Annotated in this window: 16 protein-coding genes and 1 riboswitch; of the genes, 2 read left to right on the top strand and 14 right to left on the bottom strand. The window is 61.5% G+C overall.

The window, feature by feature from the left end:
- Nucleotides 1-17: 17 nt before the first annotated feature.
- The 6 genes from M1D55_RS20320 to M1D55_RS20295 form a co-directional block, all read right to left on the bottom strand.
- The gene (locus tag M1D55_RS20320) at nucleotides 18-263 is read right to left on the bottom strand and encodes a hypothetical protein (RefSeq protein WP_456281688.1); all 246 of its coding nucleotides are present in this window, start codon (nucleotides 261-263) and stop codon (nucleotides 18-20) included.
- 376 nt (nucleotides 264-639) lie between these two features.
- The gene (locus tag M1D55_RS20315) at nucleotides 640-1,704 is read right to left on the bottom strand and encodes a porin (RefSeq protein ID WP_064573059.1); all 1,065 of its coding nucleotides are present in this window, start codon (nucleotides 1,702-1,704) and stop codon (nucleotides 640-642) included.
- 232 nt (nucleotides 1,705-1,936) lie between these two features.
- On the bottom strand, nucleotides 1,937-2,419 hold the full coding sequence (gene uraD, locus M1D55_RS20310) for a 2-oxo-4-hydroxy-4-carboxy-5-ureidoimidazoline decarboxylase (RefSeq protein WP_052511403.1): 483 nt from the start codon (nucleotides 2,417-2,419) through the stop codon (nucleotides 1,937-1,939).
- A gap of 131 nt (nucleotides 2,420-2,550) precedes the next feature.
- Nucleotides 2,551-3,501, bottom strand: coding sequence for an allantoinase PuuE (gene puuE, locus M1D55_RS20305; protein WP_456281687.1), 951 nt, complete (start codon nucleotides 3,499-3,501; stop codon nucleotides 2,551-2,553).
- Between the two features lie 111 nt (nucleotides 3,502-3,612).
- Nucleotides 3,613-5,019: a nucleobase:cation symporter-2 family protein gene (locus tag M1D55_RS20300; RefSeq protein ID WP_023263726.1), complete on the bottom strand. Its 1,407-nt coding sequence runs from the start codon at nucleotides 5,017-5,019 to the stop codon at nucleotides 3,613-3,615.
- Nucleotides 5,020-5,197: 178 nt separating this feature from the next.
- Nucleotides 5,198-5,938: a GntR family transcriptional regulator gene (locus tag M1D55_RS20295; protein ID WP_006576976.1), complete on the bottom strand. Its 741-nt coding sequence runs from the start codon at nucleotides 5,936-5,938 to the stop codon at nucleotides 5,198-5,200.
- Nucleotides 5,939-6,231: 293 nt separating this feature from the next.
- Between M1D55_RS20295 and uraH the strand changes: the two genes are divergently transcribed.
- Nucleotides 6,232-6,585: a hydroxyisourate hydrolase gene (uraH, locus tag M1D55_RS20290; protein WP_006576977.1), complete on the top strand. Its 354-nt coding sequence runs from the start codon at nucleotides 6,232-6,234 to the stop codon at nucleotides 6,583-6,585.
- A 31-nt stretch (nucleotides 6,586-6,616) separates the two neighbouring features.
- Complete coding sequence (locus tag M1D55_RS20285) at nucleotides 6,617-7,825, top strand: urate hydroxylase PuuD (protein WP_064573062.1); 1,209 nt, start codon at nucleotides 6,617-6,619, stop codon at nucleotides 7,823-7,825.
- A gap of 425 nt (nucleotides 7,826-8,250) precedes the next feature.
- Here the strand turns inward: M1D55_RS20285 and M1D55_RS20280 are convergent, their stop codons facing one another.
- From M1D55_RS20280 to guaD, 8 genes are all read right to left on the bottom strand, one after another.
- Complete coding sequence (locus M1D55_RS20280) at nucleotides 8,251-9,354, bottom strand: HesA/MoeB/ThiF family protein (RefSeq protein WP_456281686.1); 1,104 nt, start codon at nucleotides 9,352-9,354, stop codon at nucleotides 8,251-8,253.
- Between the two features lie 16 nt (nucleotides 9,355-9,370).
- Nucleotides 9,371-9,865, bottom strand: coding sequence for a glycine-rich domain-containing protein (locus M1D55_RS20275; RefSeq protein WP_156526363.1), 495 nt, complete (start codon nucleotides 9,863-9,865; stop codon nucleotides 9,371-9,373).
- Nucleotides 9,843-11,153 (bottom strand): MFS transporter, encoded by a 1,311-nt coding sequence (locus M1D55_RS20270; RefSeq protein ID WP_456281685.1) that lies wholly within the window; start codon nucleotides 11,151-11,153, stop codon nucleotides 9,843-9,845. The genes M1D55_RS20275 and M1D55_RS20270 overlap by 23 nt, the downstream gene beginning before the upstream one ends.
- Nucleotides 11,154-12,383: 1,230 nt before the next feature.
- A complete protein-coding gene (locus tag M1D55_RS20265) occupies nucleotides 12,384-12,827 on the bottom strand; it encodes a type II toxin-antitoxin system VapC family toxin (protein ID WP_064573066.1) in 444 nt (147 codons plus the stop codon).
- 24 nt (nucleotides 12,828-12,851) lie between these two features.
- On the bottom strand, nucleotides 12,852-13,067 hold the full coding sequence (locus tag M1D55_RS20260) for a FitA-like ribbon-helix-helix domain-containing protein (protein ID WP_064573068.1): 216 nt from the start codon (nucleotides 13,065-13,067) through the stop codon (nucleotides 12,852-12,854).
- 119 nt (nucleotides 13,068-13,186) lie between these two features.
- A complete protein-coding gene (locus M1D55_RS20255) occupies nucleotides 13,187-13,762 on the bottom strand; it encodes a TMEM165/GDT1 family protein (RefSeq protein ID WP_006576979.1) in 576 nt (191 codons plus the stop codon).
- 57 nt (nucleotides 13,763-13,819) lie between these two features.
- Nucleotides 13,820-13,993: riboswitch (yybP-ykoY riboswitch) on the bottom strand.
- Nucleotides 13,994-14,061: 68 nt separating this feature from the next.
- Nucleotides 14,062-15,183 carry a fatty acid desaturase gene (locus M1D55_RS20250; protein ID WP_456281684.1) on the bottom strand — a complete coding sequence of 374 codons (1,122 nt, stop codon included), beginning with the start codon at nucleotides 15,181-15,183 and terminating at the stop codon, nucleotides 14,062-14,064.
- Between the two features lie 190 nt (nucleotides 15,184-15,373).
- Nucleotides 15,374-16,705 carry a guanine deaminase gene (gene guaD, locus M1D55_RS20245; RefSeq protein WP_456281683.1) on the bottom strand — a complete coding sequence of 444 codons (1,332 nt, stop codon included), beginning with the start codon at nucleotides 16,703-16,705 and terminating at the stop codon, nucleotides 15,374-15,376.
- Nucleotides 16,706-16,731: the final 26 nt, after the last annotated feature.

The raw sequence follows: 16,731 nt of genomic DNA, 5'->3' as shown, positions 1-16,731 counted from the left end.
ATTGGCTGAAGGCCGCGCTATTGCAATACGTTGTACTGCTGGCGCATGTCGACGATGATCGACTTCGCCGCACGCAATTGCATCGACACGCTGTCTTCGGCCGCACGGGGGAAGTTCACCTCGGCGCTCCAATTGCATCCCGTATGGTCGGGCTGGTGCACGCGTACCGCATGCAATTCGCACTCGCCGCATTCCGGATTGTTATCGAGGCACTGGTTGAGGATAGCCATCAACTCCGACCGGGTCTTTGCGTATCGCCGCATGAGTCACCTCTCTCGTTTGGCTAATCGTGGTCTGGACGTTCAATGTAGGCATTCGTCCTGGGCCGTGCCAATTGAATGAGCCTATGAGGTGAAGTCGTCCATTCCCGCGCGGGAGCAGGGGAACGGTGCTGCGATGCAGCGGGGAAGGGAGGAAATGATGCGATGCTGCGGCATTGCGCCGCAGCGTGGGAGCGCTGTTGCCCTCTTCCTAGCCCTCTCCCGCAAGCGGGAGAGGGACACCCACAGACCCGTGACACGCTGCTGGTCTTAGCCCCTCTCCCGCTCGCGGGAGAGGGGCCTGGGGAGAGGGCAAGGCGACAGGGTCCTTGGGGCCGTTCAGGCCGTTCAGGCCGTTCAGGCCCGAAGGCAATCCCGATCAGAACTTGTGCCGAATGCCCACACCGAACGAATCGCCGTGCTCCGCGCCGGTGATCTTGTCGTAGAAGTAGGCGGCATACACATCGGTGCGCTTCGACAGGTTGTAGTCGTAGGCGATCGCGAACGTGTTGCGCTTGAAGTCGTCGACATTGTTCTCGGCCTTGGCATAGCCATACGAAGCGAGCAGGCTGCCGGCGCCGATGGGCACCGAGGCACCGATCTGGCCGCTGGTGTGCTTGATGTCGCCGGTGGCATTGGTCACGTCGCTCTTGATGTACTGACCCTGGGCGAACAGCTTGACCACCTTGAAGTCGTACGACAGGCCGGCCAGCACCGCGTTCTGCTTGTCGAAGCCGGCCAGCGTGGCGGGCGACGTCACATCGCCCGGCACGTTGTTGAACTTGACCTGCTGGAAGGCGACGGTCGCGGCCAGCGGGCCGTTGAAGTACATCAGGTTGCCGCCCCACTTGTTGCGGCCGGTCGAGCCCGCCTGTTCGCCGAACGAGTAGATCAGGTTGGCGGTCAGGCCGCCGAAGGTCGGCGTCGAATAGACCAGCGAATTGCTCCAGCCCGAATCGCCGATGATGCCCGGATCGAACACCGTGCCATTGGTGGCCGTGAAATAGGTGTGGAAGATCGCCGGCGAGAACACGTACGAATCGACCAGCGGGTTGAACAGGATGGTCGAGATGAAATACGGCGTGGTATTGCGGCCGAGCTTGAGCGTACCGGCGCGGTCGCTCTGCAGGCCGACATACGCATTGCGGCTGAACATCGCATCGCCGTCGAAGCGGCCGGTGCGGCCGTTATCGGTGCGATAGAAACCGTTCAGGTCGAAGATCGCCTTGAGGCCGTTGCCCAGATCCTCGGCGCCCTTGATACCCCAGTACGACGTTTGCATGCCACCCGAATTGGCGACCCAGGCGCGCTCGCCGGTGCCCGGGCTCTTGACCGCGCCGACGAACATGTCGACCTGGCCGTAGAGCGTGACGCTCGATTGCGCCATGGCCCCGCCGCTGAAAAGGGCCGCGGCCAGTGCCGCCAACTTGAACTGCTTCTGCATGAAAGACCTCCGTGGTTTGATCCTGTTGGAACGTTGTGTACTGGGTCCCTGACGGGTTCTCTTTTTGGTATGTACCGGCGGCATCGGTGGCGAGGGTGCCGGCGGCGGACGGCGCTGGCTTCGGGCGCCGTTCATCGTGTCATCGGGCAGGGCGCCGGCGGTGACTTGCCGAGGCCTTGCCCGATGTGCGGTCTTGCTCCATGCATGGGTTCCATGCGAGGGGAATTTCGACTCAGCCGGATACTAAGTCGTCGAGACGGAACTGGGCAATGCGATGGATCTGATTGATGCAAGTTTGCAACTCATCGGCCGGCGAATTCTCGATGCGTCTTGCGAACTCGTCGATGATGCCGGCGCGATCGTAGCCGCGTACCGCGAGAATGAACGGAAAGCCGAATTTCTCGTTGTAGCGCGCATTCAATGCCTGCAGCCGTTCGAATTGCTCGGGCGTGCATTGATTCAGTCCGGCGCCGCTCTGCTCGCGCGTCGATTCTTCGGTCAGCTCGCCGCGCACCGCGGCCTTGCCCGCGAGCTCCGGGTGGGCGCGCACCAGCTTGAGCTGGGCCGCTTCGCCGGCCTGGTCGACGGCCGCCTGCATTGCCGCAGCCAGCGCCTGGCGATCGGCGAAGGGACGCTGCTCGGCGGCGCTCGCGGCGACCCAGGGCGAGTGTTCATAGATGCCGCCGAGGGCCTGCACGAATTCGGCGGACGGCATCGCGTTCAGTTGGGAGAGGGTGTAGGTCACGTCGGGACTCTGGTGTTGGTGTCGGAGAAGGGCGCCGGAGAAGGGCGCCGGAGAAGGGCGCCGGAGAAGGGCGCCGGAGAAGGGCGCCAGATAAGGGCGCATTACCGCGCCGTGCTGGCCTTGTACGGATGCGTCTCGATCCAGTGCCGCGCGATATCGATGCGGCGTGCGATCCAGACCTTGTCGTGCGACTGCACGTAGTCCAGGAAACGCTGCAGCGCGCGGAAGCGGCCCGGGCGTCCGAGCAGCCGGCAATGCATGCCGATCGACAGCATCTTCGGCTGGTTCAGCCCTTGCGGATCGCCCTCGGCGTACAGCACGTCGAAGGCGTCCTTCAGGTACTGGAAGAACTGCTCGCCGGTGTTGAAGCCCTGCGGTGTGGCAAAGCGCATGTCGTTCGAATCGAGCGTGTAGGGCACCACCAGATGCGGCTTCGTTTCGCCGTTGCTCGTCCGCACCTCGGTCCAGAACGGCAGGTCGTCGCCGTAGTAGTCCGAGTCGTAGACGAAGCCGCCGTGCTCGACCACCAGGCGGCGCGTGTTCGGGCTGTCGCGGCCGGTGTACCAGCCCAGCGGCGCGCTGCCGGTCAGCTCGCGGATGATCTGCATCGCGATGCGCATGTGCTCGCGCTCGGTGGCCTCGTCGATGTTCTGGTAGTGGATCCAGCGCCAGCCATGGCAGGCGATCTCATGGCCCAGCTCGACGAAGGCGCGGGTCAGCTCGGGATGGCGCTGCAGCGCCATCGACACGCCGAAGATCGTCAGCGGCAGGCCGCGCTGCTCGAACTCGCGCAGGATGCGCCAGACACCGGCGCGCGAGCCGTATTCGTAGATGCTCTCCATGCTCATGTGGCGGTCGGGGTAGGCCGCCGCACCGACGATCTCGGACAGGAACTGCTCGGAGGCCGCGTCGCCGTGCAGCACGCAGTTCTCGCCGCCTTCCTCGTAATTGAGCACGAACTGCAGCGCAACGCGGGCGCCGCCGGGCCATTGGGCGTGCGGCGGCTGGCTGCCGTAACCGATCAGATCGCGTGGATAGTTATGGTTTGTCATCAGGGTCACTCGGGTTGTCAAAACAGGCCGCACGGCATCGACCCGGCCCGCGCCGCCGCCGCGGCGGCAACAACGGCCACAGCGGCGGCGCGGGCAAACGCACGGCTGGCCTTACTCCGTGCCGTGGCTGTTGGCGGCCGCGTTGCGCATCGCTTCGTCGGCCGACTGCATGCCGTTGTAGAACAGGTTCAGCGCCACCGCGACCACCGTGCCCAGCACGATGCCGCTGTGCGTGATCGCATGCGTCCAGCTCGGCAGGTACTGGAAGAACGTCGGCGACAGCGTCGGGATCATGCCGAAGCCGATCGAGATCGCGACGATGAACAAGTTGTGGCGGTTGCGGGTGAAGTCGCACGAGCCCAGGATGCGGATGCCGGTCGCGGCGACCATGCCGAACATCACGATGCCGGCGCCGCCCAGCACGAACTGCGGCACCGAGGCGACCACGTGCGCCATCTTCGGGAACAGGCCAAAGGCGATCAGGATCAGGCCGCCCGCCGCGGCGACATAGCGCGAGCGCACGCCGGTCACCGTGACCAGGCCGACGTTCTGCGAGAACGAGGTGTACGGGAAGGTGTTGAACACGCCGCCGATCACCGTGCCCAGGCCGTCGGCGCGCAGGCCGCGCGTCAGGTCGGCGTTGGACAGCCGCTTGCCGGTGATGTCCGCCAGTGCAAGGAACATGCCGGTCGATTCGACCAGCGTGATCACCATCACGATGCACATCGACAGGATCGCCGAGAAGTGGAAGGTCGGCATGCCGAAATGCAGCGGCGTGATGACGGCCACATAGCTGGCCTCGTGCAGCCCTTCGAACGACACCTTGCCCATCGCCATCGCGATCAGCGTGCCGGCGATGATGCCCAGCAGCACCGCGCAGTTCGACACCAGGCCGCGGCCGTACTTGGTCAGCAGCAGGATGATGACCAGCACCGCGCCGGCGATGCCCAGATTGGTCAGGTCGCCGTAGGCGAGGTTGGGCACCTCCTTGACCACGCCGTCGATCACCGAGCGGGTCGTCGGCTGGCCGCCCGCGGCCCAGTTGATGCCGACCCGCATCAGCGACACGCCGATCAGCGTGATCACGGTGCCGGTCACCACCGGCGGGAACAGGCCCAGCATCCGTCCCATCATCGGCGCGATCAGGATGCCGAACAGCCCGGACGCGATCACCGCGCCATAGATGCCGAGCAGGCCGATATTGGGATCGGTGCCGATCGCGATCATCGGCGCCACCGAAGCGAACGTCACGCCCATCATCACCGGCAGCCGGATGCCGAACTTCCAGAAGCCGAACGCCTGGATCAGCGTGGCGATGCCGGCGGCAAACAGGTCGGCGTTGATCAGGAAGGCCAGCTGGTCCTTCGGCAGCTTCAGCGCGCCGCCGACGATCAGCGGCACCGCCACGGTGCCCGCGTACATCACCAATACATGCTGCAGCCCGAGCGCGAGCAGCCGGCCCGAGGGCAGCCGCTCATTGGTCAGGTCCGTGGGGACCGTGGTGCTTGCGCTTGTCATTGTGTTTGTCTCCTCTCCGATGGTTGGACGTTTGCTGGGCGTCCGCATGCCTTCTGTTATGTCCGGCCCGATCGTTGGGAACGACTCGGGCCCGGTCCCGCTGCCGGCACCTCGAAGGTGCGCGTGGCTGGGCGGGCGGTGAAAGCTGGGCGGGACGCCGGCAGGGTGGAACAGCGTGCTAGGTGGAGCGTCCCAGCACGCTGCGAAGGTCGAAGCTGCCCGGGTCATCGGGCTGTACGCGGTCGGCGCAGGCGCCGAGATGGTGCGCCATCCGCGATTGCGCCAGGGCGGCGTCGCCCTGTTCCAGCGCATCGAGAATGGCTTCGTGTTCGTCGAAGGAGCAGGCGTTGTTGCCCGGCGCCTCGACGCTGGCGATCATCAGCGTGGTGCGCGACACCAGCCGGCGCATCATCGTGACCAGCAGCGCGTTGCCCGACAGCTCGGCCAGCGCGGTATGGAATTCGGCCGACAGGCGGATCCACTTGGGCCGCTCGTTGTTCAGGAAGGCCTGCCGCTCCTGTTGCACCATCTGCCGCACCGGGGCGATCACGCTGCGGACATTGCGCTGCGCGGCGAGCTTCTCCAGCACGGCGCGCTCGAGCATCTGGCGCAGTTCGAACATGTCGTGCGCCTCGTCGGTGGAAGGGCTGGCGATGAAGGCGCCGCGATTGGGCTCGAGATCCACCATGCCGTCGGCCGCGAGACGGGCCAGCACCTTGCGCACGGTGTGCCGCGCGGTGGCATAGATCTCGCAAAGCGAATGCTCGGTCAGCTTGGTGCGCGGCGGCAGCCGATGCTCCATGATCGCGTCGTAGATCTCGTGATACATGCGCTCCTCGACCGAGCCCTTGCGCGGCTTCGTTTCGTTGGGCGCGGCGCCTTCATCGGCGCCGGCAATCAGCTTGAGAGTCTTGGACATCGTGGCACCCGCTGGTGGAGGATTCGGGCACGCATCGCTCGATGGCGCCGATCCAAAAATTGTTGACAATTATTTGGTTGTGCATTCAATATTGTCAACAAAACCGAACCAGGTTTTCGACAACTACGGGTAATCCCGCAGTTGTCATCCGGATTGGTGCAGCGCATTGTCGCCATGCACCAGTTCTGCGCCGGGATGCGTTGAAAAGACGTACCGAGCGGGCACCATACCCACAAATGGTGCTAGTGAAGGCAGCGGCGCCTCTCACCACCCACGTGCTAAGGAACCAGACCATGGGACGCTTGACCACCCACGTTCTCGACACCGCCGCAGGCATTCCCGGCCAAGGCCTGTCGATTACCCTTTCCAAAATTGTTGACAATCGCCGCGAAACGCTGAAGACCGTTGTGACCAATCACGACGGCCGTTGCGATCAGCCGCTGCTCGAAGGGGCCGACTTCGCCGTCGGCGTCTATGAGCTCGAATTCGGCGCCGGCGATTATTTCCGTGCGCGCGGCGTGCAATTGCCCGAGCCGGCCTTTCTCGACGTGGTGACGCTGCGTTTCGGCATTGCCGATACCAGCGCGCATTACCACGTGCCGCTGCTGGTGTCGCCGTGGTCGTACTCGACCTACCGCGGCAGCTGATCCGCGCAGCGAGGGAAACAGGAGACAAGAGATGGAAGGCTACATTCTCGACTGGGCCAATCTGCTGCTGCGCTGGGCTCACGTCATCACCGCGATCGCGTGGATCGGCTCGTCGTTCTACTTCGTCTGGCTGGACAACAGCCTGCAGAAGCCGGTCGATCCCGATCTGGTGGACAAGGGCGTCGGCGGCGAACTGTGGGCCGTGCACGGCGGCGGCTTCTACAACCCGCAGAAATACCTGACCGCACCGAAGAAATTGCCCGAGAACCTGCACTGGTTCTATTGGGAGTCGTATTCGACCTGGATGACGGGCTTCGCGCTGCTGGTGGTGCTGTACCTGTTCAACGCCAGCACGTTCCTGATCGACAAGAACGTCTACGACATGTCGCCCGGCGCGGCGGTCGGGCTGGCGATCGCCTATCTGGCGGTGGGCTGGGTCGTCTACGACTGCATCTGCCGCGTGTTCGGCAAGAACGATCGCGTGGTCGGCATCCTGGTCGCGCTGTACGTGGTGCTGGCCGCCTACGTGGCCTGCCACCTGTTCTCGGGCCGTGCGGCGTTCCTGCTGACCGGCGCGATGATCGCCACGATCATGAGCGCCAACGTGCTGGTGTGGATCATCCCGGGGCAGCGCAAGACCGTCGCGGCGATGCGCGAAGGCAAGCCGGTCGATCCGATCCACGGCAAGAACGCCAAGCAACGCAGCGTGCATAACACCTATTTCACGCTGCCGGTGCTGTTCGCGATGCTGTCGAACCACTACAGCATGACCTACGCGCACAAGTACAACTGGGTCGTGCTGGTGCTGATCATGCTGGCCGGCGTGCTGATCCGCCAGTTCTTCATCCTCAAGCACAAGGGCAAGATCAATGTCCTGTGGCCCGCCGCCGGCGTCGCCGCGCTGGGCGTGGTCGCCGTGATGATCGCCCCGCAGCCGCGCCAGCCGGTCGCCGCGCAGCCGGACGGTGCGACCGCGACCAAGGTCAGCTTCACCAAGGTGCAGGAAATCATGAACGCGCGCTGCGTGCAGTGCCATGCCGAAGCGCCGAAGATGATGCCGACCGCGGCCAAGGGCATCAAGCTCGAGACGCCGGGCGAGATCAAGGCGCACGCCCAGCTGATCTATCAGCAGGCCGTGCAGCAGAAGGCGATGCCGCTGGGCAACGTCACGCAGATCACGGACGACGAGCGCGCGCTGCTGGGCCAGTGGTTCGAGGCCGGCGCCAGCACGACGCAATAACCCGCCGATCGGTGATCGACGGTCCGGTGGCCGCGCAGTCGGCGACCGCAGTACCGGACCGGCGAGGGTTTGAACGGGGCGAAAGCCCCGTTTTTTTACCTTCTTCGCCCTTGCGCGATGCCTTGAAGCAAACCTCCGAATCCGAGCTACAGCGTGAAGCCAACGGCGAGACTGAGTTTGCTACAGGTGAGGCACCCTGTTTGCTCGAAGTAGCAACTGGCTCTGTTGATTAGCGTGGAGGTCGCCCCCTAATTCCCACTGGGCCGATCCGGCTAGATGATTGCTTAGCTTCCGCATCCAGAGCGAAGATGGGCGCCGACTGCCAGTGTCTTCCATGCGCCCGAGAACGCGATCAACCCGTAACCCTTCGCGCTGGGAGATACCGCCGTCCGTAAGGCAGCCGAGTTGAATGGAAAACTGCAATATTACCTATGGCCACAAACAACACAATTTCTATATTGCACCAACGTTTCCTCTTCCATTCCGCCGAGTACATCGAATTTGAATCGTCGATGCAACAATGATTCGCGATCTATGCCAACAAGGAAATGTATTATCGCAGACGAAAAAAAGCCAGACAGAATAAGAGGTCTAGGGCCAAATGATGCACGCGGGGGTACACTAGCACCATTTAGACTTTCAATGTACCCGGTTGTATCTGCGACTCGCGCACCATGAAAACGACCGATGCAAGCATGACACGGCGATAGTCCCGGCACGGAAATTGGGCCAACCCATTGGCCTGCCATTGATATGTGCGGAATATGTTTCTCGAAACATGCTTTGCCAACCCAATTGCGAATTAGAAATCGGGGTTGATCAGCACAAAGCGCCACAAAATCACATCCGCCCACTGCGTCGCGTGCGTCATCAAGGGATGATATGTAACCAACGTGGGCATCGACGGCTGGTTGGCTGTTATTTCGAAGTATTGCAGATTTGAGAGCAAGCGATTTATCCTGGCCTAGTGTTGACTCTGCATATAGGATCTGTCTTGGAAGATTGCTTTCCTCGATCTTGTCGCCATCAACCAATCGAAGTGCTCCGACCCCGCTCGCGGCCAAAGAAAGGGCTAATGTTGAGCCCACCCCTCCCAGACCGATGATACACACCTTGGCACACGCCAAGTCAGCGAACATTTTACTCACGGGCAGCGAGGGGCTGGCATATCTTCGAAGATACTCCTCGAACCATATGTATCTTGATGGATTGCTTCTATCTCGCTCGTCTAATTCATCGCTGGAGTTGAGCCTGATTATGTTGGAGCACCATAGATCAAGCAGGACCTTAGTCGCGGCTAGATTGGCTTGCGCAACCTCGCGGACACAGGTTTTCCTCGACTGAACCGCGTCAAGGATCTTTGCTTCCATCGAATCGCGTGAGAACGATATCGCCCCCGCGCTTTCGTTATACAACCAGATTTTATCCTGAGCCTCTTGGATGGACCAATTGGGCGCGATTTCGAGTATGGTGTCGGGCTTCTGAACATCGATCAGAATGTTTGGAGGAATTCGCTCTTTGGTAATCATTTGTCTTAGCAGCGAATTAATCGGCGATATTTTTGTAGAAGTATTTATTCGGCAAGTCGCGATACCATAGTTGGACGGTCTGTGGGCCGAGTGCTAAAGCAACTTCCTTCATGCCGTCCCTCAACATAGCTATTTTGTCGGCGATAAATTTTGGCCTATTGTTGATGGCCAGGGAAGAGTGGATGCCAAATTCCGAGCCGTCTTCGAGAATTCCATCCGGAGTCGCTACATGGTGAATGTATCGTCCAAAAAATCGATCACAGAACGCATGATAGTCTTTTGTATTCAAAATGAATTCATGCCAATAATCATCAATGATCGACTGTTCCGGGAAGACGGCAAAAGGCTTCGAGTCCGGGGCGCGCTGCGCAAGAAACCACAGCCACTTTTTTAGCTCTTCAAACAGCACGAGTGATTCACCCATGGGAATTTTCTTTTTTCGCGAGAACATCAAGATAACTTGATTATTTCTATATGCAAGTACTTCTTCAAGTGGTCTGATTTTGCTCATGTTTGCCATCCTGCGAAAAAATGCTTGGTTCCCTCACATCGAATTTGTATATCAGTTGCGAGATAAGGCTACTCACTAGTACGGTCACACCCACGAGTGCGAGAACAAGTCCCGACCAGGTGGGCTGGCCAATGCCTGCAATGCTGAAGGGTAAGCCAACACCCTTAGACTTAAAATGCTCCGCCAATGGAACGGAAATATATATCGACATCGGCGAAAATACGTATAGCATCATCGACCGTAGCGCAACGATTTTTCCTTGGATTTCTGTCGGTGTGAGGGTTTGCCATATTGTTTGATTCGATGCCGACACAAAACAAATACTGGCGCCAATTGCAAAGGCTGATACGGTCAATACAAAAGGAGTCTTGCACAACGCAAATGCAATGATTGAAAGCGATAGAGTGTGGCAACCCGCAAACAAGAGGCGATCCGGCCGCGCACTACCTCCCACCTTTGCTAAAAAAATGCCGGCAATCAGAAGTCCAGCGCCTTGGGCGGATACCACTAAAGCAAGCCATCCTTGTCCCATGGCATCAAGGATATGAGGGACGGTAAGTGTTCTAAATAGTGCTAGAAATCCACAAATTAAAGTGAAATGCAGCAGAATTGTGGTCAGGCTGGATACGCTTCGCAACCACCTCAGGCCGACCGCGTAGTCGTTAACAAACGACATCCACGAGATTGGCCCCATACCGCGTCGTGCTTCGTTCGCTTCAAACGACATGAGTGCGCGAGCCACTACTATTGCGTAGCCGCATGAGAGCGCGGCAATCATTAGGAGCGGAAGCAAACCCAACGAACTATAGGCGACCGCTCCGAGCAGCGGGCCGGTCACGACCACCGCACCTCGAAAGGCCTGCTGGATTCCGTTTACGGAATTAAGTTCCGCCTTCTTCGCCAACTCCGGGATCAAAGCCGTCATGGCCGTATAGCGGAATTCACTTGCTACAGCCATGAAGAATATACAGGCCGCAAGAACGGGAAATTCGAGACTTTCAAAGATATAGCAAACCGCCAATATCAAGGCGAGAAGCAGCGTGACCAGTTCGGATAGATAGAGAATCTTGGATTTTCTTAGTCTGTCAGACAGAAAGCCCGCAAGCGGCGAAATCAAAATTGGTGGAAGGGTCGTGAGTATATAAATGGTTGCGAAATCTGAATAAGAGCCTGTTGTTTGATAGAACCAGACGTCAATTCCAAATGATGCAAGCGCATTTCCAATGGCGGCCACACCACGGCTCACAACCAAGTGGAGAACATAGTTATTGCTGAACGATATGTTCAAGTCCGCTCCTCGGAGATACCCGACCGAGGATGCCAGCAATGGCATTCGGTCGGGGAGACTACCTATCGCTCGAAGTCTTACCTATTAGCGCGTCTCAACACAACACGGAGCCGGAATACAATCCATCTGACAGTTTCCCCGCGCTTCATATTCAGCAAGAATCGAGTCGATAAGTTCGTTCGTATCTTCGGAAGCAAAGGCCTGCTCTTTTTGCATTGCATATCTCCTGTTCGATACGTCGCGGGATTGCGACCGGCTCATCGTACAAGCAAGAACATCAAATGTATACTACAATCATAAATGGTAATTTTTATATCAGATTTTCGTGATTTTGAAAGGGATCTGGCCTTCAATGAGGAAGCGCATTCAGTTGAAGCGTAGGGTGACGTTAGTGATCCGGCATGCTGAGTCAATGATCCACAAACGATGACACTCAGCCTTAGGAATTGCAGGGCGGTTTCTATCACCCTGGCCAGAAACGCCGACGTGACCCTGATAGATGGGCCAGCGAGGGCGACGGTAACTGCTATGGAGCGATGACCTAGGCTGCCAAGGGAGCAACAGTTCCACAAACGTAAGGCGCGAATAGACTACTGGAAGCCGAGCCTGGATCGCTGGACGACGGGTGCTTGAAGAAGTCCGGCCTCGATCGCGATACGGCATCACGAAACACAGCGAAATTTCGTCTATCTTTTGCTTGGGATGGGGACGTAAAGTACGCCTGAAAATCAACGCAAGCGCTACTTGAACAAATTGCCGGCTACCTTTGTGTGGCTGTTGGCGCAGACAGACTTCCCCATTTGCCAGCGCTTCCATGAGCTTCTAGTTGCCGGCTGGACGGTAGACATCTACGCTTTACCTTACAACTGCCTAATGCACTTTGGCTCTTTCCCCTTGGACCTTGCGGCGAGTCTGCAAGACAGGATCGTCTAAACACTGCCCCCAGAGTGGAACACTACGCGCGGATAGAAAGGACAAGTAGATTCGCACAAGTGAGAATTGCCGGTTGAGCTGATGCTGCGGACACTGCGTGTGGCCGAAGCCGGAGCATACGCAATGGCTCGCTACTTATGCGCGCATGACAACGCGCGCCAGTTGCTACGCCGGCTCGGTTGTGTGAGGTCATGTCACCGCAATGTGGTCGAGTCTTATCCGCCGTCTTGGGCAGCGGTCAAAACGGATTGACCCGTGCCACTGCGTCTGCCGTATGACGCGTTCGGCGACGGCGTCTCAGCGGACGCTGGTGTCGCCTGGCGGCTGTTCCCACGGATTGACGATCGCGATACCGCAGTCGACGAAGTCCCTGGTATTGCGCGTGGCAACGATGGCGCCTTTCGATCGCGCCATCGCCGCGATCATGGCATCCAAGCGGCCGATGGGCCGTCCAATCATTCTTCGCCTGGCGGACACCTCGACATAGGCGTCGGCCGCATCGTTGTCGAACGGAATGATCCTGCCGGACAGCTCCTCATCGAGAATCGACCTGGTCGCTGCCCGCAAGGCGTCACGACGTCGACCGGGCGCCAACAACGCGATGCCGTAGAGAAGCTCGGCGCGAGTCACGGTGGTCGTAAAGACCGAGGCGGCAGGCAGCGCGGCTACCCAGGCCGTTACCCTTGGTTCGGGCAACGGCCGTAGCAGCTCGGACAGGACATTGGTATCGAGAACGATCATCGTTGGCCGCTCCGAACCGCGACATCAGCTTCTTGGCGGAATGTCGAGGTCGACGCCGCCCAGCGGGGCAATGCGTGCGCGGATCGCATCGACGAGCGGACGCGCCACTGGCGGCGACGACAGTGCCTGGCGCAGGATGTCGCGCGCCTCGTCTTCCACGGATTTGCCATGCAACGCCGCGCGTTCGCGCAAGCGCGCGGCAAGCTGGTCGTCGATATCGGGAATCGTCATGCTGGCCATGATAGTGTCCCCCGGCAGATGCGATTGCAATATTATGCTTCCGCCGTTGCGACCGCACGTGACGGGAGAATCGGCAAGAGCCGGCGACCGGCATTCCATGGCCGAAGCGCGTGGCAGGATCAGCCCCCGATATCCATCAGCGCCACCACCCCCAACACGACGAACACCGCCGCGGCGATGCGGTGGACCAGCTTGATCGGCAGCCGGTGCGCGAAGCGTTCGCCCAGCAGCACCGCCGGCACGTTGGCCAGCATCATGCCGATCGTGGTGCCGGCGACCACCGCGAGGATATCGGTGCTGAAGCGGGCGGCGAGAGCGACCGTGGCGATCTGGGTCTTGTCGCCCATCTCGGCGAAGAAGAACACCACCACGGTCGCGCACAGTACGCCGAACGCGCCCTTGACCGCCTTGGGCTTTTCGGTCTCGTCGAGCTTGTCGGGGATCAGCATCCATGCGCCCATCGCGATGAAGCCGAGGCCGAGGATCCAGCGCAGCAGCGCCGGGCCGACCATTTGCGTGATCCAGCCGCCGAGGGCGCCCGCCAGGCCATGATTGACCAGTGTCGCGATCAGGATGCCGAGGATGATGGGGATGGGCTTGCGGTAGCGCGCAGCGAGAATCAGCGACAGCAGTTGGGTCTTGTCGCCCATTTCCGCGAGGGCGACGATACCGGTCGAGACGAGCAGGGATTCCATTCGTTGTTTTCGGAGCAGCGGGCCGGACGCATCGCGAGATGCCAATGACGTGCGTTTTCCCCGGCCCAGCCGAAAAACGACGTCATCGGTCTCGCCAGGCCCTGGAACAGGCATTGCACCGTTCCGGAGCTGCGCACGCCATAACCGCAAGCGGTCAAGTCTGTTGACGTACGCCCCTGTCGCACAACGCGGTGTCGCGCGGCAGGGCGGCTACTCCCCAATGGGAAGCGCGATTATAGCCAGTCTGCAAGGCGGTCGTCCATACCGGCGCCGATCTCCGCTACGTCGGACCGCGCTCGCTACGCCGGCACCGGCGACGGCGTGGTGGTGCGGCGGCCGCGGAAATCGGTCCAGCACAGCGCGTGGAAGTCGTACAGCTTGCAGCGGCGCGCGGTATCGAAATACCAGCGCCACGAGAAGTTCTGCACCACGATGCGGCCGGGCAGCGCCTGCTCCAGCAGCGCCTGCGCGCGCTTGAGCCGGTACAGGGGCACGCTCATGTCGACGTGGTGGGCGGTGTGTTCCATGATGTGGTGAAGCAGCGTGCCGACGCCATGGCGAAAGCGCAGATGGACCGTGGTCGACACGAAGGGCTGCGCGCGCGCCCACATCGCCTTGCTGTGGTACCAGGCCACGCTTTCATGGGTATGGTGGACATACAGCACGAAGCCCACCGTCGCGTTCCAGACCAGGAAGGGCACGGCGAAACCGGCGGCCAGCAGCAGCGCGACCGACTGCTGCGTCGCCATGGCCAGCCAGACCAGCGTGCCGATCCACAGCGCCGCGAAGGCGGCTACCAGCAGGCAGTCGGCGAGGAAGATCCGGCGGCGTGTCGCCATCTGCCGCCGGCTGGGGAAGAACAGCTTCAGCCACCAGATCTCGATCAGGTAATACAGCCCGGCGCCCAGGCCGTTGCGATACAGCCGCTCCAGCGCGCGCCGCCACCAGGGCAGCGCCGCGTACTCCTGCATCGAATACGGGGCCCAGACGAAATCGAAGCCCTTCAAGTTGGTGTAGCCGTGATGGACGACGTTGTGGCCGACCTCCCACAGGCTGTACGGGGTCAGTGACGGCAGGAAGGCGATCCGGCCCAGCCATTTGTTCAGGCCGCGGCGCGGCGTCAGGCTCTGGTGGCAGGCATCGTGCCCGAGGATGAACAGGCGCGCGATCAGCATGCCGGCCAGCACGCCGAGCGCTAGCTTGGCGAGCCAGTGCGATGCCATCACGAGCGCGGCGAGGGCCGCGACAAACAGCGACGCGTCCAGCGCGAACAGCAGCAGTGCGCGCGGCGTGCTGCGTTCGGACAGCGGAATCAGCCAGCTGCGGATGATCTTGCGGGGCGGCAGCGGAGCGTGGGGCGACAGCGGTTCGGGTGGAACGCCGGATGGAACGGCATCGGCGGGTGCAACGGGTGTGGTCATATCGGGATCGGCATTGTCGAATGGCGCGGGCCAGCGTAATGCAGATCGATGGCGACGGCCTTGATCGGGGTCAAGCCAAGGCGAAAGCCGCTGGGTCCCCGCATGCGCGGGGACGACAGGTGCATGTGGGAACCCGCGTCGTCCCCGCGAAGGCGGGGACCCAGTGTCTTCAGAATGGCTGCCGTACGCGCTATGCCGCAGCGGTTTCCGCCCGCTCGCCCATCACGTAGACGCTGTCGATCACCCGATCGTCACCCAGCATTGCGAACGCGAACAGCTGCTCCTCGAGCGTTTCCGAGCGCGCGCTGCGGCGGGCCAGCAGCGGCGTGGCCTCCGGGTCCAGCACGATGAAGTCGGCCTCGTTGCCCGGCGCGAAGCTGCCGACGCGGTCGCCCCAGCCGAGCGCGTCGGCCGGCGCGCGCGTGGCCAGGTAGAACATCCGCAGCGCGGTCAGGTGGTAGCCGCCCATCCGCGCGACCTTGTGCGCGGCGTTCATCGTGCGCAGCATCGAGAACGAGGTGCCGCCGCCGACGTCGGTGGCCAGCGTCAGATTGAGCCGATGCGCGTCCGACTGGTGGAAGTCGTAGAGGCCGCTGCCGAGGAACAGGTTCGAGGTCGGGCAGTGGGCGACCGCCGCGCCGGTGTCGGCCAGCCGGCGGCGATCGTCGTGGTCCAGGTGGATCGCATGGCCGTAGAAGGCGCCCGGACGCAGCAGGCCGTATTGGTCGTAGACGTCCAGATAGCTGCGCGCCTGCGGGAACAGCTCGGCGACCCATTTGACCTCGTCGCGGTTCTCGGCCACGTGGGTCTGGATCAGCGCATCGGGGTAGGCGCGCGCCAGCTCGCCGCAGGCGGCCAGCTGCGCCTCGGTCGAGGTCGGCGCGAAGCGCGGCGTGATCGCGTACGACAGGCGGCCCTTGCCGTGCCAGCGCGACAGCAGGTCGGCCGATTCGCGCGCGCCGGACTCGGCGGTGTCGCGCAGGAAGTCAGGACAGTGGCGGTCCATCAGCACCTTGCCGGTCGCCAGCCGCAGATTGCGGCGATGGCTCTCGGCGAACAGCGCGTCGGCCGAGGCCGCATGCACGGTGCTCCAGACCAGCGCGCTGGTGGTGCCGTTGCGCAGCAGCTCGTCGGCGAAGAAGCTGGCCACGCCGGCCGCGTACTCGGGCTCGGCGAAGCGGCGCTCCTCGGGGAAGGTATAGGTGTCAAGCCAGTGCAGCAGGCCCGGCGACGGCGACGCGATCATGTCGGTCTGCGGGTAGTGCACGTGCGTATCGATAAAGCCCGGCACGATCAGCTTGCCGCGATGGTCGATCACCTCGGTGCCCGGCGCGATCGACGGTGCCAGCTCGGCGTAGGGGCCAGCGGCCACGATGCGGCCGTCCGCGACCAGCAGCACACCGTCTTCCCAATACTGATACGCGTCATCATGGAATTGCGGATCGCGCAGGAAATGCAGCACGCGGCCGCGGATGGCGCGCAGGGTACCGTTCGGGGAAGGGGAGCTGGTGGTCTGGTTCATGGTCGTGGGGTGGGGAAAGGCCGGCG

Source organism: Cupriavidus sp. JZ107, from assembly GCF_053903255.1.
This window is presented reverse-complemented; position numbering and strand designations above follow the sequence as displayed.